General features: G+C 64.9%; 22 protein-coding genes. 10 read left to right on the top strand and 12 right to left on the bottom strand.

What is annotated here, in order from left to right; translation table 11 throughout:
• Nucleotides 1-10: 10 nt before the first annotated feature.
• Entirely contained in the window at nucleotides 11-193 is a 183-nt protein-coding gene (locus AC0L3S_RS08050; protein WP_007596968.1) for a hypothetical protein, read from the bottom strand.
• Between the two features lie 325 nt (nucleotides 194-518).
• Here AC0L3S_RS08050 and AC0L3S_RS08045 point away from each other — a divergent pair, with 325 nt between their 5' ends.
• The gene (locus AC0L3S_RS08045; RefSeq protein WP_473278650.1) at nucleotides 519-1,475 is read left to right on the top strand and encodes an alpha/beta fold hydrolase; all 957 of its coding nucleotides are present in this window, start codon (nucleotides 519-521) and stop codon (nucleotides 1,473-1,475) included.
• 108 nt (nucleotides 1,476-1,583) lie between these two features.
• Here the strand turns inward: AC0L3S_RS08045 and cycA are convergent, their stop codons facing one another.
• Nucleotides 1,584-1,979, bottom strand: a complete 396-nt coding sequence (gene cycA / locus AC0L3S_RS08040; protein ID WP_473278649.1) for a cytochrome c-550 CycA — start codon at nucleotides 1,977-1,979, stop codon at nucleotides 1,584-1,586.
• A 273-nt stretch (nucleotides 1,980-2,252) separates the two neighbouring features.
• Between cycA and AC0L3S_RS08035 the strand changes: the two genes are divergently transcribed.
• The 5 genes from AC0L3S_RS08035 to AC0L3S_RS08015 all read left to right on the top strand — a co-directional run bounded on the left by AC0L3S_RS08035 (nucleotide 2,253) and on the right by AC0L3S_RS08015 (nucleotide 8,243).
• Complete coding sequence (locus tag AC0L3S_RS08035) at nucleotides 2,253-3,746, top strand: FAD-linked oxidase C-terminal domain-containing protein (protein ID WP_473278648.1); 1,494 nt, start codon at nucleotides 2,253-2,255, stop codon at nucleotides 3,744-3,746.
• Nucleotides 3,747-3,808: 62 nt separating this feature from the next.
• Nucleotides 3,809-5,047: an FAD-binding protein gene (locus AC0L3S_RS08030; protein ID WP_473278646.1), complete on the top strand. Its 1,239-nt coding sequence runs from the start codon at nucleotides 3,809-3,811 to the stop codon at nucleotides 5,045-5,047.
• The gene (gene glcF / locus AC0L3S_RS08025) at nucleotides 5,044-6,366 is read left to right on the top strand and encodes a glycolate oxidase subunit GlcF (protein ID WP_473278645.1); all 1,323 of its coding nucleotides are present in this window, start codon (nucleotides 5,044-5,046) and stop codon (nucleotides 6,364-6,366) included. The genes AC0L3S_RS08030 and glcF overlap by 4 nt, the downstream gene beginning before the upstream one ends.
• A 99-nt stretch (nucleotides 6,367-6,465) precedes the next feature.
• On the top strand, nucleotides 6,466-6,825 hold the full coding sequence (locus AC0L3S_RS08020; protein ID WP_473265745.1) for a histone: 360 nt from the start codon (nucleotides 6,466-6,468) through the stop codon (nucleotides 6,823-6,825).
• Nucleotides 6,826-7,238: 413 nt separating this feature from the next.
• Entirely contained in the window at nucleotides 7,239-8,243 is a 1,005-nt protein-coding gene (locus tag AC0L3S_RS08015; RefSeq protein WP_473265746.1) for a TorF family putative porin, read from the top strand.
• 251 nt (nucleotides 8,244-8,494) lie between these two features.
• On the opposite strand, the gene AC0L3S_RS08010 is transcribed toward AC0L3S_RS08015, so the two are convergent.
• Complete coding sequence (locus AC0L3S_RS08010; RefSeq protein ID WP_473278644.1) at nucleotides 8,495-10,258, bottom strand: ABC transporter ATP-binding protein/permease; 1,764 nt, start codon at nucleotides 10,256-10,258, stop codon at nucleotides 8,495-8,497.
• 313 nt (nucleotides 10,259-10,571) lie between these two features.
• Between AC0L3S_RS08010 and AC0L3S_RS08005 the strand changes: the two genes are divergently transcribed.
• Both AC0L3S_RS08005 and AC0L3S_RS08000 read left to right on the top strand, forming a co-directional pair.
• A complete protein-coding gene (locus AC0L3S_RS08005) occupies nucleotides 10,572-12,236 on the top strand; it encodes an L-lactate permease (RefSeq protein WP_473278643.1) in 1,665 nt (554 codons plus the stop codon).
• Nucleotides 12,237-12,373: 137 nt separating this feature from the next.
• Nucleotides 12,374-12,772, top strand: a complete 399-nt coding sequence (locus AC0L3S_RS08000) for an META domain-containing protein (RefSeq protein WP_007614988.1) — start codon at nucleotides 12,374-12,376, stop codon at nucleotides 12,770-12,772.
• Nucleotides 12,773-12,925: 153 nt separating this feature from the next.
• On the opposite strand, the gene AC0L3S_RS07995 is transcribed toward AC0L3S_RS08000, so the two are convergent.
• The 3 genes from AC0L3S_RS07995 to AC0L3S_RS07985 all read right to left on the bottom strand — a co-directional run bounded on the left by AC0L3S_RS07995 (nucleotide 12,926) and on the right by AC0L3S_RS07985 (nucleotide 16,414).
• Nucleotides 12,926-14,137, bottom strand: coding sequence for a hypothetical protein (locus AC0L3S_RS07995; protein ID WP_473278642.1), 1,212 nt, complete (start codon nucleotides 14,135-14,137; stop codon nucleotides 12,926-12,928).
• Between the two features lie 202 nt (nucleotides 14,138-14,339).
• A complete protein-coding gene (groL, locus tag AC0L3S_RS07990; RefSeq protein WP_027520435.1) occupies nucleotides 14,340-15,971 on the bottom strand; it encodes a chaperonin GroEL in 1,632 nt (543 codons plus the stop codon).
• 146 nt (nucleotides 15,972-16,117) lie between these two features.
• Nucleotides 16,118-16,414, bottom strand: coding sequence for a co-chaperone GroES (locus AC0L3S_RS07985; protein WP_007596954.1), 297 nt, complete (start codon nucleotides 16,412-16,414; stop codon nucleotides 16,118-16,120).
• Between the two features lie 313 nt (nucleotides 16,415-16,727).
• Between AC0L3S_RS07985 and AC0L3S_RS07980 the strand changes: the two genes are divergently transcribed.
• Nucleotides 16,728-17,249, top strand: a complete 522-nt coding sequence (locus tag AC0L3S_RS07980) for a hypothetical protein (RefSeq protein ID WP_007596953.1) — start codon at nucleotides 16,728-16,730, stop codon at nucleotides 17,247-17,249.
• A gap of 83 nt (nucleotides 17,250-17,332) precedes the next feature.
• On the opposite strand, the gene AC0L3S_RS07975 is transcribed toward AC0L3S_RS07980, so the two are convergent.
• Nucleotides 17,333-18,112 (bottom strand): protein phosphatase CheZ, encoded by a 780-nt coding sequence (locus tag AC0L3S_RS07975; RefSeq protein WP_007614982.1) that lies wholly within the window; start codon nucleotides 18,110-18,112, stop codon nucleotides 17,333-17,335.
• Nucleotides 18,113-18,427: 315 nt separating this feature from the next.
• Between AC0L3S_RS07975 and AC0L3S_RS07970 the strand changes: the two genes are divergently transcribed.
• Complete coding sequence (locus AC0L3S_RS07970; RefSeq protein WP_473265750.1) at nucleotides 18,428-19,228, top strand: L,D-transpeptidase; 801 nt, start codon at nucleotides 18,428-18,430, stop codon at nucleotides 19,226-19,228.
• A 76-nt stretch (nucleotides 19,229-19,304) separates the two neighbouring features.
• On the opposite strand, the gene AC0L3S_RS07965 is transcribed toward AC0L3S_RS07970, so the two are convergent.
• The 5 genes from AC0L3S_RS07965 to AC0L3S_RS07945 form a co-directional block, all read right to left on the bottom strand.
• A complete protein-coding gene (locus AC0L3S_RS07965; RefSeq protein ID WP_473265751.1) occupies nucleotides 19,305-20,132 on the bottom strand; it encodes a DUF2076 domain-containing protein in 828 nt (275 codons plus the stop codon).
• A gap of 135 nt (nucleotides 20,133-20,267) precedes the next feature.
• On the bottom strand, nucleotides 20,268-21,113 hold the full coding sequence (locus AC0L3S_RS07960; RefSeq protein WP_473278641.1) for a ChbG/HpnK family deacetylase: 846 nt from the start codon (nucleotides 21,111-21,113) through the stop codon (nucleotides 20,268-20,270).
• A complete protein-coding gene (locus AC0L3S_RS07955; RefSeq protein ID WP_473278640.1) occupies nucleotides 21,110-22,201 on the bottom strand; it encodes a glycosyltransferase family 2 protein in 1,092 nt (363 codons plus the stop codon). The genes AC0L3S_RS07960 and AC0L3S_RS07955 overlap by 4 nt, the downstream gene beginning before the upstream one ends.
• Nucleotides 22,202-22,313: 112 nt before the next feature.
• Nucleotides 22,314-23,291 (bottom strand): ATP phosphoribosyltransferase, encoded by a 978-nt coding sequence (gene hisG, locus AC0L3S_RS07950; protein WP_018453440.1) that lies wholly within the window; start codon nucleotides 23,289-23,291, stop codon nucleotides 22,314-22,316.
• A 3-nt stretch (nucleotides 23,292-23,294) separates the two neighbouring features.
• A complete protein-coding gene (locus AC0L3S_RS07945) occupies nucleotides 23,295-24,446 on the bottom strand; it encodes an ATP phosphoribosyltransferase regulatory subunit (protein WP_473278639.1) in 1,152 nt (383 codons plus the stop codon).
• Nucleotides 24,447-25,174 lie beyond the last annotated feature (728 nt).

The following is a 25,174-nucleotide window of genomic DNA, read 5'->3' as shown; positions in this document are numbered from 1 at the left end:
CGACAGCGACCTAGTGCAAAACGCTGCCTTCGCGCTCGGCGAGGCCGCGATCGACCGCTGCGGCGTAGGCCTTTGCAAGCTCCGTCTCGAGATGCTCGTTGATCAGCAGCAGCGCGCGCACGGCACCGCGCAGGTCGCCGTGGCAGCTTGCCACGATCTCGTCGATCGCAGTGTCTTTGGATCTCAGGCTCATCGCAATTCTCCGGTTCAAATCAGGATAAATCCTGCCGGTCTTTCCCGCATCCCCGAGGGCTGCGAGCACGATCGGCGCCCACCCGCGTCTAAATGGCGGAACCGACCGTGGCGATTATAAGGAAGCTGCGATGACGAAGGCATGAAGCTGTTTCGAGGCTTGCGTGCTCCCGGGCCAGTATTGATTTCGTTGCGTTTTTCCCGCTTGAATTATGCACATATCCACAGCCCCGGCATTTCAAGTGGAGCGCGGGGGCTCCCCGGGCGAAACTGCCGCCCGCAAGCCACGTAACTGCCCTGTGCCCTGGATCGCCCGGATTCCATCCATGATCGTGATGTCAGTCGTGACCGCGCTGGTTGTGCTGGCGCTGGTCACGCAGGCCGGCGTCCTCGCCGTGCAACGCGCCTTTCCACCGCAGGGCCGGATGATCGAGGTCGATGGCGCCGTGCTTCACCTCGTCGATATCGGCCCGCGCGATTCGGGCCTGCCGATCGTGATGCTGCACGGCGCGAGCTCCAATCTCGAAGCGATGCGGCGGCCGCTCGGCGATCTCCTCGCCAGGAATCATCGCGTGATCCTGATCGACCGTCCCGGTCACGGCTGGAGCACGCGGGCGCGGCGGCAGGATTCGACCCCGGAGGTCCAGGTGCGGATGATCGATGAGGCGCTCGGCAAGCTCGGGATCGATCGCGCGGTCTTCGTGGTGCATTCCTGGAGCGGTGCGCTCGGCGCACGGCTGGCGCTCGATCATCCCGGCCGCGTCGCGGGCCTTGTGATGCTCGCGCCCGTCACCCATCCCTGGCGCGGCGGCGTCGGCCGCTACAACGAGGTCATCGCAACGCCCGTGATCGGCCCGCTGCTCGCCTACACCATAACCCTGCCGCTGGGCTACTTCCTGAGCGAGCCCGGCGCGCGCAACGTCTTCCTGCCGCAAATGATGCCAGACGGTTTCGTGCAGGACTCCGCGACGCCGCTGCTGCTGCGCCCGCGCGAGTTCATCGCCAATGCCTATGATCTGGTGACGCTGAAGGAAGCGGTCGCCGCGCAGGTTGCGCGCTACGGCGAGATATCGGCGCCGGTCACGATCATCGCCGGCGAACCCGACAAGACGGTAAAGACCGACATTCACGCGCGCCCGTTCGCCGCCACCGTGCAGAATGCGAAGCTGATCGTGCTGCCTGATCTCGGCCACATGGTGCAGAACGCGGTGCCCGATCTCGTGAAGGCGGAGATCGAGACGATGATCGGGAAAATCGTATCGGCGCAGACGGTCGCCGATTAGAGCGTTTTCGAGCGAAGTGGCTGCCGGTTCGCGTGAAGAAAACGCGTCAAAAAAAGAAGCTGGAGCTCCGGTTCAGAACCGAAGCTCCAGCGGCCGCCCGTCGCGCGCTTACTGCTTGATCTTCCCGTCCTTGTCGAACTGCGACACGTAGGCCCAGAGATTGTTGATCTCGGTCTCGTTCTTGATGCCGGCGAACGCCATCTTGGTGCCGGGGATCTTGGCCTTGGGGTCCTTGATGTATTCCTTGAACTGGGCCTCGTTCCAGGTGATGCCGGAATTCTTGTTGGCGTCGGAATAATTGTAGTCCGGCGCGGTGCCGGACTTGCGGCCGTCGAGGCCGTTGAGCTCGGGGCCGACCTTGTTCTTGGCGCCTTCGCCGATCGCGTGACAGGCCAGGCATTTGTTGAAAGACGATTTGCCGGCCGCAACGTCCTGCGCCATCGCGGCGGGTGCGGTGGCAATCGCGGTGAGGATGGTCAATGCGCCAAAAATCAGTTTTGTCATCGGGTGCTCTTCGTCTCTTCCCTGGGGGCTGGTCAGTTGCATGCCTGATCGGCAATGGTCGGACCTGCCGGTTTTGGCAGGCCTGCTCGGATTGGACAAGCCGCCAAACCATGGCAGGTTTCACGATTTCCTACTTGTCCCAGAGCGAACTCGCGCAAGATCGTCGATCCGACTTTCGGATGGCCTACCCAAACCACCGCGGACATGGTTGATTTGCCGCGACAATTCGATCCTGCGGCCTCAGCCGGAAGGATACGCCATGAAGGATGTGATATGGCCATCATGATGCCCGCGAGCGACCAGGCTGTGCTCGCGCGTCGCGCCGAGATCGTGGCTGCATTGCGCGCAATCGTGCCGGGCGAAGGCGTGATCGATACGCCTGCCGAGATGCGGGCCTATGAATCCGACGGACTGACGGCCTATCGGCAGCCGCCGATGGTCGTGGTGCTGCCCGACACGACCGAGCAGGTTTCGCTCGTCCTGAAATATTGTGCAGGGCAGGGCATCAAAGTGGTGCCGCGCGGCTCCGGCACCTCGTTGTCCGGCGGCGCGCTGCCGCTGGAAGACGGCGTGCTCCTGGGACTCGGCAAGTTCAAGCGCATCCGCGAGATCGATTTCGACAACCGCGCCGTCGTCACCGAACCCGGCGTCACCAACCTCGCGATCAGCCAGGCCGTCGCCCATGCCGGATTCTACTACGCGCCGGATCCGTCCTCGCAGATCGCCTGCTCGATCGGCGGCAATGTCGCGGAGAATTCCGGCGGCGTGCACTGCCTGAAATACGGCATGACCACCAACAACGTGCTCGGCTGCGAGATCGTGCTGATGAGCGGCGAGATCCTGCGCATCGGCGGAAAATCGGCGGAGAACTCAGGCTACGACCTGATGGGCGTCATCACCGGCTCGGAAGGCCTGCTCGGCGTCATCACCGAGATCACGGTGCGCATCCTGCAAAAGCCGGAGACGGCGCGCGCGCTGATGGTCGGATTCGCGCAAGTCGAGGCGGCCGGCGAATGCGTGGCGCGCATCATCGGCGCCGGCATCATTCCCGGCGGCATGGAGATGATGGACAAGCCCGCGATCCACGCCGCGGAGGCCTTCGTCCATGCCGGCTATCCGCTCGATGTCGAGGCGCTCCTCATCATCGAGCTCGACGGTCCCAAGATCGAGGTCGACGAGCTGATCACGCGGGTCGAGGCGATTGCGAACGCTTGCGGCTCGACCACCTGCCAGATCTCGGCCTCGGAGGCCGAGCGCAATTTGTTCTGGGCGGGGCGCAAGGCTGCGTTCCCCGCCGTCGGCCGCATCTCGCCGGACTATCTCTGCATGGACGGCACCATCCCGCGCGGTGCGCTGCCGAAGGCGCTGGCGCGCATCCGCGAGCTCTCGGAAAAATACCAGCTCGGTTGCGCCAACGTGTTCCATGCCGGCGACGGCAATCTGCATCCGTTGATCCTCTACGACGCCAACAAGCCCGGCGAGATCGAGCGCGCCGAAGCCTTCGGCGCCGACATCCTGCGCGCCTGCGTCGAGTTCGGCGGCGTGCTCACCGGCGAGCACGGCGTCGGCATCGAGAAGCGCGATCTGATGCCGGAGATGTTCAGCGAGATCGACCTCAACCAGCAGCAGCGCCTGAAATGCGCCTTCGACGCGCAGGGCCTGCTCAATCCCGGAAAGGTGTTTCCGACCCTGCACCGCTGCGCCGAGCTCGGCCGCATGCACGTCCATGCTGGGAAGCTGGCGTTTCCCGACATCCCGCGATTTTAACGTCGCCTCGCTGCAACGCGCCAGATTTGATTTTCGCTGCAAATTTCGCTACCGCCTCAGTCGTGGATACGCTCAAGGTACGAGACGCCAAAGACGTCGAAGAAGTGGTGCGCGCGGCGATTGCCAATGAGCAGCCGCTCGAGATCATCGGCCATGGTTCCAAGCGCGGCATCGGCCATGCGATGGCGACCAATGCCGTGCTCGACGTCTCCGCGCTGAATGCCATCACCGCCTACGAGCCCAACGAACTCATTGTCACGCTCCAGGCCGGCGCGCCGTTGGCCGACGTGCTGTCGCTGATCGATGCCAAAAACCAGCAATTCGCCTTCGAGCCGATGAACACCGCGCCGCTGCTCGGCACGCCGGTATCAGGCACCATCGGCGGCATGATCGCGGCTGGACTGGCCGGTCCGCGCCGGATCAAGGCGGGTGGGGCGCGCGACCATCTGCTCGGGGCGCATGCCGTCTCCGGTTTCGGCGACAGCTTCAAGACCGGCGGCAAGGTGGTGAAGAACGTCACCGGCTACGACCTCTGCAAGCTTCTCGCCGGTTCCTGGGGCACGCTGTCGGTCATGACCGAGGTCACGCTGAAGGTGATGCCGAAGCCGGAGGCCGAGCGGACGCTGTTGCTGCGCGGGCTCGACGGTGCCGCCGCCAACCAGGCGATGACGGCGGCGCTCGGCTCGCCCTTCGACGTCTCCGGGGCCGCGCACCTGCCGACATCGGCGTTCCGGACCAGGACCGAAGGCCTCGGCGATATCGCAGGCCAAAGCGAGGCGCTGACCATGCTGCGGCTCGAGGGCATTACCGCCTCGGCCGCCCACCGTGCCGGCTCGCTGCGCGAATTGCTGGCGCCGTTCGGAACCGCAACTCTCGTCGAGGACACGGTGTCAGCGGCGCTGTGGACCACGATCCGCGACGTCCTGCCGTTCGCGGCTGACGGCGCGCTGGGGGCTTGGCCGGTCTGGCGGATCGTCTGTCCGCCGGCGTCGGGCGCGGCGCTCGGGACGCTGCTGGCGCGCGAGACCGGCGGCGAATTGATCTACGATTGGGGTGGTGGACTGATCTGGGCGGCGTTGCCCCCGAAGCCGGACGCGCATGGCCCGGCCGTGCGCGAACGTGCAAATGCGGCCGGCGGGCACGCTACGCTGATCCGAGCGGCCGAGGACATCAGGCGCACGATCGATGTATTCCACCCGCAAGCCCCTGGCCTTGCCGCCTTGAGCGAGCGGGTCCGCGCCAGCTTCGATCCGAAGACCATCCTCAACCGGGGCCGGCTGTCGCGGGGCGTTGCGGCATGAAGACCGAATTCTCACTCGCGCAGCTCGCCGATCCCGACATCGCGGAAGCCGACAAGATCCTGCGCGCCTGCGTCCATTGCGGCTTCTGCACCGCAACCTGTCCGACCTATGTGCTGCTTGGCGACGAGCTCGATAGCCCGCGCGGCCGCATCTATCTGATCAAGGAGATGCTGGAGAAGGACCAGACGCCGACCGCCGAAGTGGTCAAACATGTCGACCGCTGCCTGTCGTGCCTGGCCTGCATGACGACCTGCCCCTCGGGGGTGAATTACATGCATCTGGTCGATCAGGCCCGGGTCAGGATCGAGCAGCGTTACGAGCGGCCGCTGGCCGAGCGGCTGCTGCGCCGGGTGCTGGCCTTCGTCCTGCCGGACCCGCAGCGCTTCCGCGCCAGCATGGTGCTGGCACGGCTGGCCCGCCCGCTGGCGGCGTTGCTGCCGACGCCCCGGCCATCGGCGACGCCCGGCATGATCCTGCGCCTCAAGGCGATGCTGGCGCTGGCGCCGAGCCGGCTGCCGCCGCGGGGGCCCGCCGCCGGGAGTGTGTTCGCGGCTCTCGGCAAGAAGCGCGGCCGGGTCGCGCTGCTCCAGGGCTGCGCTCAGCAGGTTCTTGCGCCGCGCATCAACCAGGCCGCCATCAGTCTCCTCACGCGCCACGGCATCGAGGTCGTCCTTGTCAGGGACGAGCAGTGCTGCGGCGCGCTGACCCATCACCTCGGCAACGACCAGGACGCATTGGCGCGGGCTCGCGCCAATGTCGCGGCGTGGTGCGCGGAAGCGGCCGGCGAGGGGCTCGACGCGATCCTGGTGACGGCGTCAGGCTGCGGCACCGTGATCAAGGACTACGGCTATCTTTTGCGAGAGGACACTGCGTTTGCCGCCGATGCGGCGAAGGTCTCTGCGCTCGCCAAGGACATCACTGAATACGTCGCCGGCCTTGGACTCGCGGCCATCGCGCGCCAGGACAACATCGTCGTCGCCTATCACTCTGCGTGTTCGTTGCAGCACGGGCAGAAAATCACGGGCCTTCCGAAAGAATTGCTTTCCAATAATGGATTCGTGGTGAAAGATGTGCCGGAGAGCCATTTGTGTTGCGGTTCGGCGGGGACTTACAACATTCTCCAGCCCGAGCTTGCGGGCCGGTTGCGCGATCGCAAGGTCGCCAACATCGCGAGCGTCAAGCCGGACATGATTGCCGCAGGCAATATCGGCTGCATGGTGCAGATTGCCAGTGGCACGTCAGTTCCGGTCGTACACACGATTGAGCTTCTCGATTGGGCTACGGGCGGGTCGCGGCCGGCGTTGAACGCGCAAGACTGAGCTTTCGAAGACTGAGCTTTCGGGGGCTGAGCTTTCGTCCGGAGGTGGCGGCTGACGACACCCGATCGACCATTGTTCGGCGGCAACAGGAGGACCACGATGGCGAAAGCGAAGAAGAAAAAAAGCAAGAAGGCTAAAAAGGCCAAGAAGGCGGTAGCGGCGAAGAAGACCGCAAAGAAGGCAGCCAAGAAGTCCGCGAAGAAGTCTGCCAAGAAGGCTACAAAGAAATCTGCGAAGAAGGCCGCGCCGAAGAAGGCGGCCAAGAAGGCCGCTAAGCAGGCTGCGCCCAAAAAGGCCGCCAAGAAGACTGCGAAGAAAGCGGCGCCGAAGAAGGCGAAGGCAGCTCCCGCGCCGAAGCCGTCAACGCCGGCAGCTCCGGCTCCTGAGCCCGCCGCCGAGACAAGCTGGGCGATGCCTTCGTCTTCTGCGGACTCGACGCCGGCCGAGGGACAGGGTTAGGCCCAAGGTCGGGCCAAGGGCTGGACCCATCCGACGACCACGATCGACAACAGGGAGGCCGCAGCGGTGATGCTGCGGCCTTTTTGCATCGCGCGACGGCGCGCGGAGGATGGTCTTGTCCGGAGGCAGCCTGATTCGTGGCGCGGGCAGCACGGTACCGCAGGACCCGTACTAACCCGGGCCTCCCAGTGCACTTTGGAATGCAAATAATGTGTTCGAGAAGACACACAGGCTGACAACCTTCCGTGGAATCGTCAGAACGCCCAAAAAGTCGGCAGATGCCCGTGTTTTTTGCTTCACGGTTTGCCTCACCCCATCCAGATTGCCGCAGTTACGAAATTTGCAATCAGGTCGTGCGTTCCGGGGGCTTCCGGGATCCGGCTGGGGTCTTAGAACTGGTGATGGGGATCGAAATGAAAAAAGTGGCTTTGTTGGCAACGGCGCTGGCAATGGTGACGGGCTCGGCTTTCGCGGCAGACATGGCGGTGAAGGCTAAGAAAGCCCCGCCGGTGGTTGCGTTCGATCCCTGGGATATCGCCTTCGGCGGCGCCATCATGAGCGACTACATCTTCCGCGGCGTCACGCAGTCGAACCACAAAGCGTCGGTCGCCGCCTATTTTGAGCCGCGCTACAACGTCAACAAGGACCTCCAGCTCTACGTCGGCGTGTCCGCCGAGAGCATCTCCTTCGCCAATCGCGCCGCTGCTGAAGTCGACATCTACGGCGGTATCCGCCCGACCTTCGGCGCCTTCGCGTTCGACATCGGCGTCTGGGGCTACCTGTATCCGGGCGGCAGCTGCGCCGACAACGTGCTCACCGGCGGCATTCCCGGCGGCAACGTCTGCGGCGTCAGCACGACCACGATCTTCCTCGCCGACGGCAACGTCATGAAGAAGGACGTCAGCTTCGTCGAAGTCTACGGCAAGGTGAACTACACCATCAACGACAGCTTCACGGTCGGCGCGACCGAGTACTACTCGCCGAACTTCCTGAACTCGGGTGCATGGGGCAACTACGCTTCGTTGACCGCCAAATACACGGCGCCCAGCACGGCCTTCGGTGCTTCCGGCATGGGCATGTACGTGTCGGGTGAGTTCGGCCGGCAGTGGTTCGGTACTTCGGACGCCTTCTACGGCACCGGCGTCGGCACCGTTTTCGCCAACGGAATCCCCTACAAGGACTACAACACCTGGAACATCGGCATCGGCTTCACCTACAAGGTGTTCACGCTGGACCTGCGTTACTCCGACACCGACCTGAACAAGGGTGATTGCAACGCCTTCACCAGCGCCTTCAACGCCACCGGCACCACCAACGTCACCGCGATCAATCCGGGCGGCGCTGGCTCCAACTGGTGCGGCGCGGCCGGCATTGCCAAGCTGTCCTTCGACCTGACCGCGATGAGCAACCTGAAGTAAGCTTCTTCCCGAAGCGACTTGATGAGGGCGGCAGGGCAACCTGCCGCCCTTATGCTTTGGGACTTTGGCGCACAGGCCGGGGGCCCGCATGGTTCGAGACGCCCGCCTCCGGCGGGCTCCTGCTCCTCACCAGGAGGGCTCACAGATTTCATCGCGAGGACAGACCTCATCCTGAGGGCCCGTCAAAGGCGGGCGTCTCGAAGGAGGGCCGCAACGAAGGGCCATTAGCCTCAGGGCTTGGTCGAGCGTTCTCAGCGTGCCGCGCTCGGCTCCTTCTCGACCGGCACACCACCGTCGCCGAGGACGTGGATCGAGCCGTGCTTCACCATCGTCACCTTGCGGGTATGGAAGGCTTCCAGCGTCGAGCGGTGGCCGATCGAGACGAGGGTGGCCTGTGGCAGCTTCTCCGCCAGCAGCCGGTACAGGCGGGCCTCGGACGGCTCGTCCAGCGAGGCCGTGGCCTCGTCCAGGAACAGATAGTCCGGCGCATGCAGCAGCGCGCGGGCGAGCCCCAGGCGCTGCTGCTCGCCGAGCGACAGCATCCGGTTCCAATGACCGTCCTCCTCGAGCCGCTCGGCGAGGTCGGGCAGCCCGACCGCGATCAGCGCATCCCTGACACGTGAGGTTTCGAACGCGCCCGGCGCGGCCGGATAGACCACCGCGTCGCGCAGCACGCCCACCGGGAAATAGGGGCGCTGGGGCAGCATCATCAGCTTCGCTTTTTCCGGGACGAAGATGCTGCCGGTGCCGAACGGCCAGATGCCGGCGATGGCCCGGAACAGCGTCGACTTCCCGGAGCCCGACGGTCCGGTCACCAGCACGCGCTCGGGCGTCTGGACGGAGAAGGCGTCGGCTGCGACCAGCGGCGTGCCGCTCGGCAGGTTCACGCAGAGCTGTTCGAGGGCGATATTGCGATTGCCGCCGGCGGCCTTGAGGGCAATCGCAGGCTCGTGCGGCGGCAGGTGCGCGGCCGCATCAACCGACATCTCGAAGCCGTCGAGGCGCGCGACGATCGAGCGCCATTCCGCCAGCGATCGGTACGCCGTGACGAAGAACGACAATGCGCCCTGTACGCTCGAGAAGGCCGAGGCGGTCTGCATCATGTCGCCAAGCTGGATCTTCTTGGCGAAGAAGGCCGGCGCCACCAGCACGTAGGGAAAGATCACGGCGGCCTGCTGATAGCTCGCGGTGAACGCGGTGAGGCGCTTGGTACGGCTCATGATGGCGTACCAATTGCCGATCACGAAGCCGAAGCGCTCCAGCAGCCGGCCGCGCTCGGCGCCTTCGCCCTTGAGCAGCGCGATCTGCTCGGAATTCTCGCGGACGCGGACGAGGTTGAAGCGGAAGTCGGCCTCGAAGCGCTGCTGCTCGAAATTGAGGTTGACCAGCGGGGCGCCGATCCAGTGCGTCAGCGCTGTACCGAAGATCGCGTAGACCAGCGCGCCCCAGCACAGATAGCCGGGGATCATGAGATCGGCGCCGAACAGGTGCAGCGGCGCGGCGTTGGAGAGGCCCCAGAGGATGATTACGAAGGAGAACAGCGTCACGATCGACGAGAGCAGGCCGAGCCCGATAGTCAGGGTCTGCTCGACGAAATTCTTGACGTCCTCGGTGATGCGCTGGTCCGGGTTGTCCGCCGCATCGCCCTTGAGCTGCATGCGGTAATGGGTGGCGCCTTGCAGCCATTCGCCGAGGTAGTGCCGGGTCAGCCATTGCCGCCAGCGGATCTGGAGCCACTGGTTCAGGTACAGCTTATAGACCGCCAGCGCGATGAAGGCGGAGGCGAGGCCGATGAAGATCCAGATCTCCCTGACGAAACTATCCCAATCACTTGCCTGCAGCGAGCTGTAGAACCGGTTCTGCCATTGATTGACCAGGACGTCGATCGCGACCAGCGCCAGCTCCATCGCGATGACAGCGGCGAGCAGGCCGCGGCCAGCCCATTTGTCCTCGGACCGGAAATACGGGGCGGCGATTCGCCAGACGATCGCGAGCGTGGCGCTGATGTTCTTCACAGAGCTCTGTCTCCTGAGGGGATGTGCACAACTGCCAAGGGCCAAAGACCTGGGACGACGGCGGAAATCGGCGCGCTTAGACTAAAGTCGCAAGTGCTGCAATTTGCGTTGGCTTGTCGCAGCTTGCAACCCTAGCATGGGGCGCATCGGCGCGGGGTGGGGGCCTCCGGGATTTCGCGAGCTTGTGAGCGGACGGGAACCGCTGCATTCGCGAGGAATTCGCGTCCAGCTCGGGGGTTATCGCTTCAGCGTCAAGCAGGATCGGCTGTCCACGCGGGCCGCCTGCAGCACACATGCGTGGGGGAGGAAGATCATGTGGAATCAAGTTTATGACCCGTTGCACAGCCCTGTGCTGTCGACGATCGCGGCGGCGGTCCCTGTCGTCACATTGCTGATCCTGATCGCGAGCGGCCGCGTCCAGGCTCATATCGCGGCGGTCATCGCCGTGATCGTGGCCAATTTGATCACGATCTTCGTCTTCACCATGCCGGCGAACATGTCGATCCGCGCCTCGGTGCTGGGCATCGTCACCGGGTTCTTCCCGATCGGCTGGATTGTTCTCAACGTCATCTTTCTCTACCAGGTGACGGTGAGCACCGGACGCTTCGAATTGCTCAAGCGCGCGGTCGGCGGCGTCACCGAGGACCGGCGGCTGCAATTGCTGCTGATCGCGTTCTCGTTCGGTGCGTTCTTCGAGGGCGCCTCGGGCTTCGGCACGCCGGTCGCGATCACGGGCGCCGTCCTGATCGGCCTCGGCTTCTCGCCGCTTGCAGCAAGCGGCCTGTCGCTGATCGCCAACACCGCGCCGGTCGCCTATGGGGCGCTGGGCACGCCGATCCAGGGCCTTGCCTCGGTCACCGGGCTTGATCCCTACATCCTCGGCGCGATGGTCGGCCGGCAATTGCCGTTCTTCTCGCTGATCGTGCCGTTCTGGGTGGTGTGGGCGTTCGCGGGCTGGAAGGGCATGAAGGACGTCTGGCCGGCAATCCTGGTCACCGGCGTGTCGTTCGCGGTCCCGCAATTCTTAATCTCGAACTTCATCAATCCCTGGATCGTCGACATCGGGGCCTCGCTGATCTCGATGGGCGCGCTGATCCTGTTCCTGAAGGTCTGGCAGCCCAGGCAGCTCTGGCTGTCCCCGGCGCTGCGCGGGCGCGATGAATCGGCCGCCACCATGGCCGCGGCAAAACCGATGGACAAGACGCCGCTGACGCAGAGCGAGCTGTTCAGCGCGCTGCTGCCGTGGATCATCGTTTGTATCGTGATGCTGATCTGGGGCAATGGTGGATTCAAGACCTGGGCGAACTCGATCTTCACCTGGAGCTATCCCGTTCCCGAGCTGCATCAGATGATCAACAAGATGCCGCCGGTCGCGCCAGGGCCGACGAAAGAGAGCGCCGTGTTCGGCTTCACCTATCTCTCGTTCACCGGCACAGGCATGCTGATTGCCGCGATCATCTCCGGCTTCCTGATGGGCGTCGGGCCCGGCAAGCTCGTGATCCAGTACGGCCGCACCATCCGGCTGTGCGCAATCTCGCTGATCACGATCTCGGCGATGCTCGCGATCGGCACGCTGACGCGGCTCTCTGGCGTCGACGCGACGCTCGGCCTCGCCTTCGCCGCAACCGGCGTGCTCTATCCCTTCTTCGGCACGCTGCTCGGCTGGTTGGGCGTGGCGCTGACGGGATCGGACACCGCCTCCAACGTGCTGTTCGGAAATCTTCAGAAGATCACCTCCGAGCAACTCGGCCTGTCGCCGATCCTGATGGGTGCGGCCAACTCGTCCGGCGGCGTGATGGGCAAGATGATCGACGCGCAGTCCATCGTGGTCGCCTCGACCGCGACCAACTGGTACGGCCATGAGGGCACGATCCTGCGCTTCGTGTTCTGGCACTCGATCGTGCTGGCCTGCCTCGTCGGTGTGCTCGTGACGCTGCAGGCCTATGTCTATCCGTTCACGGCGATGGTGCTGAAGTAGCAGGCCACGCCCGGCTTCAACCCAAATCCCCGCGAGGTCGGCCCTCGCGGGGATTTTTGCGTCGCGCATGGCGAACCTTCTCAACGGCGCCGCCGTCTTATAGAAGGTGCCGCAAGTCAGGTCGGTCGAGAGGTCTCATGGTTTCGTTCAGGCAGACGGTGTGTGCGGCGGTCGCAATGCTCGCGATGTCCACGCTCGCGCGTGCGGAGGACGGTTTTCCGTTCGGCACCGAGATGACGCTGGAGGCGCTGCCGCAGCCGGGCTCGAAACGGATCCCGAACATCGAGATCGGCGACAATGGCGAGGTGGTGCTGGAGCTCTGGTGCAAGGGCGGCAAGGGCCAGTTCTCGGTCGCCGGCAACACCGTGATCTTCGTCCCCGGCCAGATCCAGGACCGCTCCTGTCCGCCGGCAAGGGCCCAGGCCGACGACGATCTCGTTGCAGCGCTGGGCAGCGTCGAGACCTGGAAGCGCCAGGGCGACGTGCTGACGCTCGTAGGCCCCAAGCCGCTGCGCTTCCGCGTCAACGGGAATTAGGTCTCGCTCTCGTGTCCCGGACGCGCTGCAGCGTGCAACGCTGCTGCGCAGAGCCGGGACCCCGGTATCTGTCGTCAATTTCGTGCGCGGCTTCTGGGCCCCGGCTCAGCAGCGCATCACTGACGTGCTGCGCTGCGTCCGGGGCACGAGGGTCTACTTCCACACCGACTTGTCGGCGTCCCAGCGCTGGCCTTTCAGCTCCTTGGCGAGCGCCTCGACCGAACCGTTGTCGTCGGGCTGATCGCCTTCCTCGTCGGCGGTCGCTTCGTCCGAGAGATTGAGCTTGGCACCGCTGCTCTCGTCGGTGGTCGTGGTCACGGGATTCCCGACCCAGAGCATGAGCTTGTCGGTCGTGCCGGGCTTGTCGGGCGAGACGAGGCCCGCGACCTCGATCGTGTCGGTGAGCTCGAGCGCGGGAAAGTCCTGGTTCGGCCGCTTGAACACCAGCTTGAGCTTGCCGGTCGCCGGGTTGAAGCTTTGCGAGACCGGCTTTGCCGCCAGCGTCCTGCTCAGCACGCCAGCCACCGCGGCCGCGAGCTTGTCGCGGTTGATCTTGTCGCCGTCGCGCCAGTCGGCGGCGGGAATGCGGATGGTGCGGTCCATCTCCGTCATGCCCGCGGTCCAGCCCGCGGCGGTGACGCCGGGCATCGCCTTGAATTTTGCCAGCAGCGCGCCGGCGCGCTCCGGATCGACCGACATGTTGATGGTCTGCTCGCCCGCGCGCAGCGCGTCGCAGCCGACGGTGAGGCTCGCCAGCGTCACCTCGACGTCCTGGCCCTTCAGGCTCTTCAGGAACTCGGTCGCGGCATCCAGCTTGACCTTGACCGCGATCGCTTCCGGCGAGACGTCGGTGAAATCCTTCGGCTGCGGCGTGATGCCGTCGTCGGAGGTCTGGTTGTCGAGGAATTCCTTCTCGCTGAGATCGGAATTGTCGGGCGAGGTGACCTCGGTCACGGCCTGGCCAATGCTGATCTGGCCGCGGAATTCGAACGTGTCTCCGGCCTGTTTGCGCAGCAGCTTGACGGTGACCGGCGCCTTCGCGCCGAGGCTCTGCGTCGTACCCGTCAGGTTCTGGCCCGCGACCTGGAGATTGACGACGAAGCGGTCCTTGCGGTCGGAATTCTTCGCGACGGGATAACAGACGTCGAGCACGGCTGCGGTGACGGTCTTGCCCTGGCGTGTCTCCTTCAGGATCACGTCGGCATTACCGTCCATCAACCCGTCGATCGAGGTGAAATAGCGCGTCTCGACGCCGCCGGGCGCCGTGGCCTTCGGCGCCAGCTTCATCTGGGCGGATGCGACCTCAGGCGAAACTGCAAGCAGAGCCGCCAGAACGGCCGTGGAGCAAAACACAAGCGCGCGCATCTAGGAAATCCCTGAGGCAATGGGGCATGATCCGGAAAAGTGTGAAGCGGTTTTCCGTTGAGATCAGGCCCAAACAATTCGAATCGGGCGTCACCGTAGTGGGTTTTGGCCGCCGGTTGAATTGGAAAGCACGGGGCATGATCGCCAAAAAAGAAGGCCGCCCGGAGGCGGCCTTCGCAACACTGTGGGCTAGGGATCGGCCTTAGAAGCCGCCCATGCCGCCACCGGCCGGCATGCCGGGCGCGGCGTCCTTCTTCGGCGACTCGGCGACCATGGCCTCGGTGGTCACCAGCAGGCCGGCGATCGAGGCGGCGTCCTGGAGCGCGGTGCGCACCACCTTGGCGGGGTCGATGATGCCCTTCTCGACCATGTCGACATACTCCTCGGTCTGGGCGTCGAAGCCGAAGGTCTCGGACTTGTTCTCCAGGATCTTGCCGACGACGATCGAGCCTTCCACGCCCGCGTTCTCGGAGATCTGGCGAATCGGGGCTTCCAGCGCCTTCAGCACGATGTTGATGCCGGCCTGGACGTCGGCATTGGCGTTGGTGAGACGGCCGACCGCCTTCTTGGCGCGGAGCAGCGCGACCCCGCCGCCGGGGACGATGCCTTCCTGCACCGCGGCGCGGGTGGCGTTGAGCGCGTCTTCGACGCGGTCCTTCTTCTCCTTGACCTCGATCTCGGTGGCGCCGCCGACGCGGATCACCGCGACGCCGCCTGCGAGCTTGGCGAGGCGCTCCTGGAGCTTCTCACGGTCGTAATCCGAGGTGGTCTCCTCGATCTGGGCCTTGATCTGGCCGACGCGGGCCTCGATCTCCGGCTTCTTGCCGGCGCCCTTGACGATCGTGGTGTTCTCCTTGTCGATCACCACCTTGCCCGCGCGTCCAAGCATCTTCACCGTGACGTTCTCGAGCTTCATGCCGAGGTCTTCGGAGATCAGCTGGCCGCCGGTGAGGATCGCGAGGTCCTCGAGCATGGCCTTGCGGCGGTCGCCGAAGCCCGGCGCCTTGACGGCGGCGACCTTCAGGCCGCCACGGAGGCGGTTGACGACCAGGGTGGCCAGTGCCTCGCCCTCGACGTCCTCGGCGATGATGACGAGCGGCTTGCCCGACTGCACCACGGCTTCAAGCACCGGGAGCATGGCCTGCAGGCCGGACAGCTTCTTCTCGTGCAAGAGGATGTAGGCGTCCTCGAGCTCGGCGGTCATCTTCTCGGGGTTGGTGACGAAGTAGGGGCTGAGATAGCCGCGGTCGAACTTCATGCCCTCGACGATGTCCACCTCGGTGTCGAGCGACTTGTTCTCCTCGACGGTGATGACGCCCTCGTTGCCGACCTTCTGCATCGCCTGCGCGATCATCTTGCCGATGGCGGCATCGCCGTTGGCCGAGATGGTGCCGACCTGGGCGACCTCGGAGGAGGCGGCGACCGGCTTGGCGCGCTTCTCGATGTCCTTGACGACGGCCGCGACCGCGATGTCGATGCCGCGCTTGAGGTCCATCGGGTTCATGCCGGCGGCAACCGACTTGGCGCCTTCGCGTACGATGGACTGGGCCAGCACGGTCGCGGTGGTGGTGCCGTCGCCGGCGAGATCGTTGGTCTTGGAGGCGACCTCACGCACCATCTGGGCGCCCATGTTCTCGAACTTGTCCTCGAGCTCGATCTCCTTGGCGACGGTGACGCCGTCCTTGGTGATGCGGGGCGCGCCGAACGACTTCTCGATGAGCACGTTGCGGCCCTTGGGGCCGAGCGTCACCTTGACGGCGTTGGCGAGAATATCGACGCCGCGCAGCATGCGATCGCGCGCGTCTCCGGAAAATTTGACGTCTTTGGCAGCCATGGTCTGCAATTCCTCTTCTTTTTTCGTGATGTGTCTTGCTTATTGGGTCGCCTCATTCCGGGGTCCGCGATCGAACCCGGCGGAATGATGCATGCCCGGATCGAATGACCCGGGCATGCATTCAGCGGCCGTTCAGGCGTCTGGCCTTAGGCCATCACACCCATGATGTCCGACTCCTTCATGATCAGGAGCTCATCGTTGTCGATCTTGACCTCGGTGCCCGACCACTTGCCAAACAGCACACGGTCGCCGACCTTGAGGTCGATCGGGATCAGCTTGCCGGCCTCGTCGCGGCCACCGGGGCCGACGGCGACCACTTCGCCCTGGGACGGCTTTTCCTTGGCCGTATCCGGAATGATGATGCCGCCCTTGGTCTTTGACTCGGCGTCGATACGTTTGACCACGACACGGTCATGCAGCGGACGAAATTTGGATTTAGTCATGACGTTTCCCTTTGGAGGCTCGCTTCGGAAGGAGAGGAAGTGGGCGGGCGGCGCTTCCGTCCACCCTTCCCGAGGATCGATCGGCGCGCGTTAGCAATCCATCTTTCAGAGTGCTAATGGTGCGTCCGGGAATATGGCTTGGCCGCGATCCTGTCAAGCAAAGGTGGTTAAGCGATTGGTGAGACGGATATAGGATGGTGACATTGGAAACTTGTTCGGGGCGCCGGCGTATTAAAGGACGTCATTGCTCCGGCAGCGGTTTTGCGCTTGGCTGCGGAAGGGGTGCGGCCATGGTTTTGTCCGGGGGAATGCCATGATCAGTTCAGCTCACGCGCGCACGGTCGCCAATCTGGCGGCGGCTTCTTGCCTGGCGCTGCTGCTTGGCGCCTGCGGGGGCGGCATGAGCCTGCCGTCCTTTTCTTCGTCCTCACCGCCCCCCGAGGCCGAGCCCGGCACCGGTCCGGAAATGCCCGCGTCGATCCGCGCCGACGAGATCGTCGGGCGCTGGGGCCTCGCCTCGTTCCAGAACCCGGCCGACCGCGCCCGTACCGAGGCTGCCGCCCGGGCCCAATGCAAAAATCCTTACGTGATCACCGCCGGCTCCTCCGGCGGCGTGATCATGCATCTGGCGGACCAGGCAACACCGCAGGAGCTGCGGCTGAAGGGTTCGCCCAGCGGCAAGAACTATATCGGGCCGGCGGGTCCGACGCCCGGCGAGCAGGACCGCGAGATCGTCTCCTTCGACGGCCGCGTCCTCATCACCCGCTTCATCGATAAGGACGCCGCCACCCGCTACGGCAACATGGTCTACGTCCGCTGCGCGCCGAGGGCGTAGGCGGCCCGCTCTCCCAAAGACGTCCAAAAACAGAAAACGCCGGCTTGCGCCGGCGTTTTTGTTATTCAGGGTGCCGCGTCCGCTCAGTCGAACAGCGCGTCGATGTCGTCCTGCGAGGCGTGGCCGACGTCGCCGGCGAGCTTCGGGCCGTTGAGAAGCTTGTCGTCATCGCTGCGGGTGTCGACCTGCGGCACGACATGAGACTTGATCGCGTCGACGCCGCCCCAGATCTCCATCATGGAATTGATGTGCTGCTCGATGAACTTCATCGTGCTCATGACCTTGCTGATGCGCTGGCCGGTCAGGTCCTGGAAGTTGCAGGCTTCGAAGATCGAGATGACGCGTTCCTGGATATCGTCGGCGAGCCGCTTCTGCTGATCGGCCGATTGCACCTTGGCCATCGCGCTGGCCGCCTGGTCGATCGACTCGGCAGCTTCGAGGATCTGCTGGGTCGCCTGTTCGGTGCCGCCGACGACCGCGCCGAGCTCGCCATTGACCTTGGCCATTTCGCCGCCGTCGAAGCTCTTGCCGTGCAGTGTCGCGATCTCGCGCTTGGTACGGTCGATGGCGTCGTGGATGAGGTCGAGCTCGACCTTCAGCTTCTCGCACTGCTCGATCTGCGCCCGGTAAGTGTCGAGCATGGTACGGGCTTCGGAGAGCTCGTGGGCGGTGGAGGCGTCGATCGCGGCCATGGCGGCGCTGCCGGACAAGGGCGCGGTGCCCTTCGCCATCTGTGCACGGATCGCACGCAACTCGGCCATGATCTCGCTATGCATCGGCGCAGCCTCCTCAATCATTTCGGGGCTGGGCATCTCGCCGACAATAGCCTCCTCGACACGAAAACGTTTGCGGTGAATAGCCATCAAGAACTCCCCCCACCTCACTCACGCGTCTTTGTAGACAGAAGCGATTTAACACGAAGTTCACAGCCGGAACTGTCGTGGCGGTTGTGCGCGACGGCCTGCAAACGAGCGATTAACCATGCGTGCACGGCGTTCATCGAAAATAAACGCTGATCGCCAAATTGCGCCGCCGCCGACGACGTGGTGAATCGAAATGGCGTTTCCGTTTACCAAACAAAACGGCTTTTGCTCTTTATTGACCACGTCGCGGGTGCGGATCAGCCATCACCTCGCCACGACGCATGTGATCTAGACGAAACAGTACAGAGTACGTCGATGTTCAAGAAAATGTCTGTCGCGCTGCTTGGTAGCGCTTGCACCTTCATTGCCGGCGCCAACGGCGCCAGCGCCTTCGACAATAGCGTGCCGAACGATCCGCCCGCGGTGCTCTATCAGCCGCAAGTGCCGCCTGCGCCGGTTCGCGTCGCCTCCAATTCGAACATGGGCGGCGGCTTCATCGAGTTCATGTTCGGCGACGGGCCAGGTCGCGGTCCGGCCTACGCTCCGCAGCAGCCGGTGTATCAGCAGCAGCCTGGTTACTACGACCAGCGTCGCCTGCCGCCGATGGGCGAGCCGCAGATGCAGGGCGCAGGTCTCCAGCAGGAGGCGGTCGATCCGCGGCAGCGCCAGTTCGACCCGAGATTCGAGAAACAACTCGTTGACTATAGCGGCAATGAAAGCGCCGGCACGATCGTGGTCGATACGCCGAACAAGTTCCTCTATCTCGTCGAGGGCAACGGTCGGGCAATGCGCTACGGCATCGGCGTCGGCCGTCCCGGCTTCACCTGGTCCGGCGTGAAGTCGATCACGGCCAAGCGCGAATGGCCGGCCTGGACGCCGCCGGCGGAAATGATCGCGCGCCGCCCCGACCTGCCCCGGCACATGGAAGGCGGCCCGGAAAATCCGCTCGGCGCGCGCGCGATGTATCTCGGTTCGACGCTCTACCGTATCCATGGCTCGAACGAGCCCTGGACCATCGGCACCAACGTCTCCTCGGGCTGCATCCGCATGCGCAACGAAGACGTCATCGACCTCTATGGCCGCGTCAACGTCGGCACCAAGGTCGTCGTGATGTAGGCGCATAGTGCTCGGAACCAAAAACGGCCGCCTCATCGGCGGCCGTTCTCGTTTGGAGCAAGAAGGATAAGAAGCGTCAGGCGTAATCGCTGCCGCCATCGTCTCCGCCGCCGAAATCGCTGTCGTCGGCGAGGTCGACATTGTCGTCATTGTCGTTCTGATCGTTGTAATTCTGGTCGTCGTTCGAAGCGTGGTCGGCGAAGCCCTGCCGGGATGCATCGCCACGATCGCGGTTCGAGCCGATGTCGTCGAGGCCGGCATCGCGTGCGAGCGAGCCGCCGGACTGATCGTTGCCGCTCCAGGGACTTCCACCAGCGCTGCGGTCGCCCAGGGCATTGGTGTCGCCGAAGGCCTGCTGATGCGATCCGCCCATCATGCCGCGGATGCTGGAGAGCAGCAGCGACCCGCCGACGACGCCGGCCGCGGCTGCCGCCGCCGTGCCGAGGAACGAACCGCCGCCACCGCCGACCGGCGGCGCGCCATAGCCTTGCCCCGGTCCTTGGCCGTAAGCCTGCCCATAGGGCGGCTGGCCGTAACCTGGCTGGGTCTGCTGCATCGCCTGACCGCTGTTCCACACCGGCCGCGAGTCACGCGGCGGCACGTTCGGAACCGAGCCGCGCGACGGACCCCCGCCGAATAGCGTGTCGCGCATGGTGTCCAGGAAACCGCCGGACTGCGCCTGCTCGGGCGCCTGCGCCGCCTCCAGCTCCTGGATGCGGTTGTGAGCGCGCTTCAGCGCCTCGTCCTGCAACAGCACGGTCTGCACCAGCGCATAGATCGCGCCGGGGGCCTTGCGCAGGCCGTCGGAGATCGCGGCGATCGCGTCGGGATCGCGCGGTGCATTTTCCAATTTCGAAAGCCGGTCGAAAAGCTCGTCGACGAGTTGGCGTTCCTGCGGCGTCATGGTCAGTCTCCCTCGCGCAAACAAGCGCGAGGCAGATGTAGGGTTCCATTGTGGCCCCAACAGTGCCGGCTGGATTAAATTTCGGTATGCGACAAGCTGCCTCGCGGGCGGCTTTCTCGCAAGCTTTCGTCGGTTTCACCCCAGCGTGACGCCGCTGTCCGTCAGCAGGCGCGCAAAGGCATCGCCGGCGAGATAGGCGTACTCGCGTTCGCGGACATCCGTCATGGGGTCGAGCCCGGTGAGGATGTCGTCGACGAAGCCGGGATGGCACATGATCAGGCCGCCATCCGGCAGGCCTTCGAGGAATTGCCGCATCAGCGCACCGAAATCGGCGGCTAGCGTGAAATCATAGGCGCCGGCGAAACCGGGATTGAAGCTGAGGCCCGCGTTGCCGGCACGGCGGCGGAATTGCGCGCTGAGGATATCGAGCACCATGGCTTTCGGTGAGGCCAGCCATTGCATCAGCGGCAGGTCGCGGCCGCCCTGGCGCACCCAGGCTTTTGGCGCGGCTTCGGCGACTGCGTCGACAAATCCGTCGCGCACCTGCGGGTAGAGCTGCACATGTTGATGGCCGTCGACGAAGTTAGGCGCGCGCCCGAACGCTTTCGCGAAGGCTGCCAGCTGCGCCTTGACCTCATTGCGAAAGAACTCGCGGTCGAGCCTTCGCGCAAGACCCGCGCGCAGCAGCTTCGGAAACGGGAGAAACATGTCGCCGTCGAGCGGACGGAAATGCATGGTGAGCGGCCGGAACGGTGCCGACAACGTCACGTGCAATCCGATCGCGCAGCGCGGGCTCGCTTGCGCTGCTGCCTGGAGCGCCTCGATCTCGCTGCGCTCGACCGCAGGTCCCACCATCATCACCGAGGTGGCGTTGAGACGGCCGCGTTCGATCAGGTCGCGGATGGCGCGATTGACGCCCGGGCTGATGCCGTAATCGTCGGCGCAGAGCCAGATCCGCCGCGGCGGCGCGGCCGCGCTCATTCGGCCGCCGTCCTCTTCGAGGCGTCCAGACTTGAAGCGTCCAGGCTTGAAGCGTCCTGGCTTGAAGCGTCCTGGGCCTTGTCGGTCTCGAAATGCTTTTCACTGTGCTCGGCGACGAAGTAGATCGGCCGCGCCTTCAGCTCGGACAGGATCTTGCCGATATATTCGCCGACGATGCCGATCATGATGAGCTGCACGCCCCCGATCGTCATCAGGCCGATCACGAGTGAGGGATAACCGGGCACCTGCTTGCCGGTGGTCAAGACCTCCCAGAGGATCGACAGACCGAACAGGAACGCTCCGCCGGCGAGGATCACGCCGAGCAGGCTGGCGAAGCGCAGCGGCGCCACCGAGAACGAGGTGACGCCTTCGATCGAAAGACCAAGCAGACGCGCGGCGCTGAAGGTTGTCACGCCATGGGTGCGCGGCGCCGGTTCGTAATCAACGCGGATCTGGCGGAAGCCGATCCAGCTCGCGAGGCCCTTGAAGAAGCGGTTGCGCTCGGGCAGCTGCCTCAGTGCTGCGACCGCGCGCGGCGATAGCAGGCGGAAGTCACCGGCGTCTTCTGGTATCTTCTGGCGCGCGCCCCAATTGATCAGCGCATAGAAGCCGCGTCCGGCGAGCCGCCGCAGGAACGGCTCGTTGTCGCGATGCGCCTTGGCGGTATAGACGACGTCGTAGCCGTCCTCGATCCAGTGCCGCACCAGTCGCTCGACCAGCGACGGCGGATGCTGGCCGTCGCCGTCCATGAACAGCACCGCGCCGAGCCTGGCATGGTCGAGGCCGGCCATCAGCGCGGCCTCCTTGCCGAAATTGCGCGACAGCGACACCACCTGGACGTCGACCGCGTCGGCCGGCAGTGAGCGGGCGATTGACAGCGTCGCGTCCGCGCTGCCGTCGTCGACATAGACGACCTCGCAAGCCAAGCGATAGCGCTGCCGCAAGGTCTTTGCGAGATCGCAGATGCGCTGGTGCAGGGCGGCGAGGCCCGCCGCTTCGTTGTAGACGGGGACGACAATCGACAGTCCCTTCGCGGCGGCGCTTGCCGCGGTGGTCGTCATGCCGGAAACGTCAGAGCCCAGCGTCATCGATCAAGGTTCCAGAGGCGATCAGGTTCTCTTGCAAGGTCATCTCGACAGCATATGGTAGCTGCCGTTTGCTGTCGCTACGCTGAACGGAATTGCTCATCAAACTTTGGGCTCACTGCCGCAGGAACGCCTCGAGCCTGGCGAACAGCGGGTTCTCCCGGTCGAACACGTAGTCCAGCGAAACCACCGAGACGGTCTCGGCGCCATGTCCGCGCAGGAAGCTCGCGAGTGCATAGAGCTGGCCCGGCGGGCAGTGCAGCGTGAGCATGCCTGACGAGGTCGGCCCGCCGAACGGGGCCTCGACGCCGAAGCGCTCGTGGGCCTCGGTGAGCATGGCCGCGTCGCACTGGCGGAAGCGGGTGCGGACTTCGCGGTATTTGTTGGCCCGCGCGCGCGCGGCGATGTGATCGAGGATGATTCGCGCGGTCTCCCGCGCCTGCGGCGACCAATCGGCGTCCCTCGAGGCGACCAGATTGGCCTGGCTGCGCAGGATCACACCGTCGTCGAGCACCCGCAATCCATTGGCGGCGAGGGTCGCGCCGGTCGTGGTGATGTCGACGATCAACTCGGCGCTGCCGGCGGCCGGTGCGCCTTCGGTCGCGCCCGTGCTCTCGACGATGCGGTAATCGGTGATGCCCTGGCTCTGGAAGAAGGCGCGGGTGAGGTTGATGAACTTGGTCGCGACCCGCATCCGCATGTGATGCTGCTCGCGGAAGCCGGTGGTGACGTCGTCGAGGTCGGCCATGGTGCGGACGTCGATCCACGCCTGCGGCACCGCGACGACGACGTCGGCATAGCCGAAGCCGAGGCCTTCGATCAGGGAGACGCGCTTGTCGGCGTCCGCGATGGTCTCGCGCACCAGATCCTCCCCGGTGACGCCGAGATGCGCCGAGCCGCGGGACAGTTGCGAGGCGATCTCGCTCGCCGAGAGATAGGCGACCTCGACATTGTCGAGGCCTGCGAGCGTGCCGCGATAGTCGCGGGCGCCGCCCGCCTTCGACAGCTTGAGCCCGGCGCGGGCGAAGAAGGCCTCGGTATTTTCCTGCAGGCGGCCCTTGGAGGGAACGGCCAGAACGAATGGCGCGCTCATGACTTAAGCTCCCACCTTGCGGCCGATCCGGGTCAGCGCATCCACCCAGACCGAGAAACCGACCGCGGGAATCGGCTCGGCCGATCCAAGCTGGGTCATCAGCCCGTCATAGCGGCCGCCGGCAACCAGCGGCTCGGCGCCGTTGCCGCGGTGATGCAGCTCGAATTCGAAGCCGGTGTAGTAGTCGAGCCCGCGTCCGAACGCAGTCGAAAAACGCGTCCCCTTCACATCGATGCCGCGCGCGGCCATGAAGCCGACCCGGCTTTCGAACTGGTCGATCGCGGCACTGAGGTCGAGCTTTGCATCATTGGTCAGCGCGCGCAGCTCGGCGACGGCGTCATCGGGGTTACCCGATATCGACAGGAAACGCTTGAGCACGGCGATGGCCTCGCGCGGCAGTGCGCCGCCCTTCAGCGTCGACTGCTCGAGGAAGCGGTCGGCAATCTCGGCCGTGGTGCGGCCGCCGACATTGGTGGTGCCTGCGATCGACATCAGATCGGTGACGAAAGCGAGTGCCGCCTTGCGGTCGGAGCCGGCGAGCGCCGCGAGCACGCCCTCATATTCGCTGCGGGTCGCGGTGGTCGCGGCCGCCAGCCGCTCCAGATCCTGCTCCAGGCTGATCTTGCGGTTGAAATCCTTGACCAGGCGGCGGCGCCAGACCGGATAGAGGTCGAGCGCGTCGAGCAGCGCGTTGAACAGCGCCACGTCGCCGGTGCGGATCTCGACGTCGCGGACGCCGAAGGCGGCGGTCGCCTCCAGCGCCAGCGCCAGCATCTCGGCGTCGGCCGCGGCGCGGTCCTGGCGGCCGAACGATTCGATGCCGGCCTGCAGGAATTCGCTGCTCTGGCCGTTGCGGTAGCGGAACACCGGGCCGAGATAACTGAACCCGGCCGGCTGGCCGGCACGACCAGAGCTGAGGTAATCGCGGGCCACCGGAATGGTCAGGTCCGGGCGCAGGCACAGCTCCTCGCCGGAGAGGTCCGTGGTCAGGTACAGGCTCTTGCGGATATCCTCGCCGGAGAGATCCAGGAACGGTTCGGCCGGCTGCAGGATGGCGGGCTCGGCCCTGACATAGCCGGCCTGCGCGAACGACAGCAGCAGCGTGTCCGCCCAGGCGGCGGAGCCGGCAGCATGTGAGGTGGCAGTCGGGGTCATCTCGGGGTCCATCGTCCCGGTGGAACCGGGCAGGGCAAGCAGGCGAAGCGAATTGCCGCAGGCCTTAGCATGGCCCGAAAGCGGTTTCGACCTCCAAAGGATCAATCGCTTAACGGCGTCGGAGCGAGGCGCGGTCATCACAGGAGGCGAAGCCCGAATCGGGTCTCGGACCGATTCGGGGTAGTATAATACCAAATTCATGCAGCTGCCCGACCGGGACAGGTAGGGAGGCCTTACCCTCATTCATTTCGGGCCAGGGACGTCTCCGGGCGCTTCCACGAGGAATGCGTCGCCTGGGGCGGAAAGCTCCGGCCGCCTTCGGACTCACCCCATCCGCGAGCTGCTCGGCCCGTTTGAGAATACTCCACCGGTCGCATACTCAATTTGGGTAGGGGGACGATCCGTTCGCAGAGCCTTCGTTTACAATGCGAGTTGGTTTCCGATTCATGTGCAACGCAACCGATGGTATCCGGTCGCGCGACACACGCTGGCCTATATGCTGTTTTCGATCTGCGACATGTTCCGGCACTAAGACGAATTCGATCCACTCGACCTTCTGATCGTCCATGCCATCTCAATGCTCCGCGACCTGCGGCGCGCCGGCGTCGACGGGCCGGATGATTGCGTGGCGCTAAAGTCGCAGTTTCCAAGAAGAAGGCCAGGTAAGCAGCAGAACATGGATCAAAGCCGTCTAGTCCCTGCTCGCGAGGGAATGCAAAAGAGAGCGG

The sequence above is a fragment of the Bradyrhizobium sp. Ken01 genome, assembly GCF_055807355.1.
The sequence above is the reverse complement of the archived record's forward strand: the minus strand, read 5'-3'. Positions and strand labels throughout refer to the sequence as shown.

What these genes read in the sequence shown, in the direction of transcription:
- AC0L3S_RS08050 (WP_007596968.1), bottom strand. Translation starts at nt 193, where the DNA reads ATGAGCCTGAGATCCAAAGACACTGCGATCGACGAGATCGTGGCAAGC.
- AC0L3S_RS08045 (WP_473278650.1), top strand. Translation starts at nt 519, where the DNA reads ATGATCGTGATGTCAGTCGTGACCGCGCTGGTTGTGCTGGCGCTGGTC.
- cycA (WP_473278649.1), bottom strand. Translation starts at nt 1,979, where the DNA reads ATGACAAAACTGATTTTTGGCGCATTGACCATCCTCACCGCGATTGCC.
- AC0L3S_RS08035 (WP_473278648.1), top strand. Translation starts at nt 2,253, where the DNA reads ATGGCCATCATGATGCCCGCGAGCGACCAGGCTGTGCTCGCGCGTCGC.
- glcF (WP_473278645.1), top strand. Translation starts at nt 5,044, where the DNA reads ATGAAGACCGAATTCTCACTCGCGCAGCTCGCCGATCCCGACATCGCG.
- AC0L3S_RS08020 (WP_473265745.1), top strand. Translation starts at nt 6,466, where the DNA reads ATGGCGAAAGCGAAGAAGAAAAAAAGCAAGAAGGCTAAAAAGGCCAAG.
- AC0L3S_RS08015 (WP_473265746.1), top strand. Translation starts at nt 7,239, where the DNA reads ATGAAAAAAGTGGCTTTGTTGGCAACGGCGCTGGCAATGGTGACGGGC.
- AC0L3S_RS08005 (WP_473278643.1), top strand. Translation starts at nt 10,572, where the DNA reads ATGTGGAATCAAGTTTATGACCCGTTGCACAGCCCTGTGCTGTCGACG.
- AC0L3S_RS08000 (WP_007614988.1), top strand. Translation starts at nt 12,374, where the DNA reads ATGGTTTCGTTCAGGCAGACGGTGTGTGCGGCGGTCGCAATGCTCGCG.
- AC0L3S_RS07995 (WP_473278642.1), bottom strand. Translation starts at nt 14,137, where the DNA reads ATGCGCGCGCTTGTGTTTTGCTCCACGGCCGTTCTGGCGGCTCTGCTT.
- groL (WP_027520435.1), bottom strand. Translation starts at nt 15,971, where the DNA reads ATGGCTGCCAAAGACGTCAAATTTTCCGGAGACGCGCGCGATCGCATG.
- AC0L3S_RS07985 (WP_007596954.1), bottom strand. Translation starts at nt 16,414, where the DNA reads ATGACTAAATCCAAATTTCGTCCGCTGCATGACCGTGTCGTGGTCAAA.
- AC0L3S_RS07980 (WP_007596953.1), top strand. Translation starts at nt 16,728, where the DNA reads ATGATCAGTTCAGCTCACGCGCGCACGGTCGCCAATCTGGCGGCGGCT.
- AC0L3S_RS07975 (WP_007614982.1), bottom strand. Translation starts at nt 18,112, where the DNA reads ATGGCTATTCACCGCAAACGTTTTCGTGTCGAGGAGGCTATTGTCGGC.
- AC0L3S_RS07970 (WP_473265750.1), top strand. Translation starts at nt 18,428, where the DNA reads ATGTTCAAGAAAATGTCTGTCGCGCTGCTTGGTAGCGCTTGCACCTTC.
- AC0L3S_RS07965 (WP_473265751.1), bottom strand. Translation starts at nt 20,132, where the DNA reads ATGACGCCGCAGGAACGCCAACTCGTCGACGAGCTTTTCGACCGGCTT.
- AC0L3S_RS07960 (WP_473278641.1), bottom strand. Translation starts at nt 21,113, where the DNA reads ATGAGCGCGGCCGCGCCGCCGCGGCGGATCTGGCTCTGCGCCGACGAT.
- AC0L3S_RS07955 (WP_473278640.1), bottom strand. Translation starts at nt 22,201, where the DNA reads ATGACGCTGGGCTCTGACGTTTCCGGCATGACGACCACCGCGGCAAGC.
- hisG (WP_018453440.1), bottom strand. Translation starts at nt 23,291, where the DNA reads ATGAGCGCGCCATTCGTTCTGGCCGTTCCCTCCAAGGGCCGCCTGCAG.
- AC0L3S_RS07945 (WP_473278639.1), bottom strand. Translation starts at nt 24,446, where the DNA reads ATGACCCCGACTGCCACCTCACATGCTGCCGGCTCCGCCGCCTGGGCG.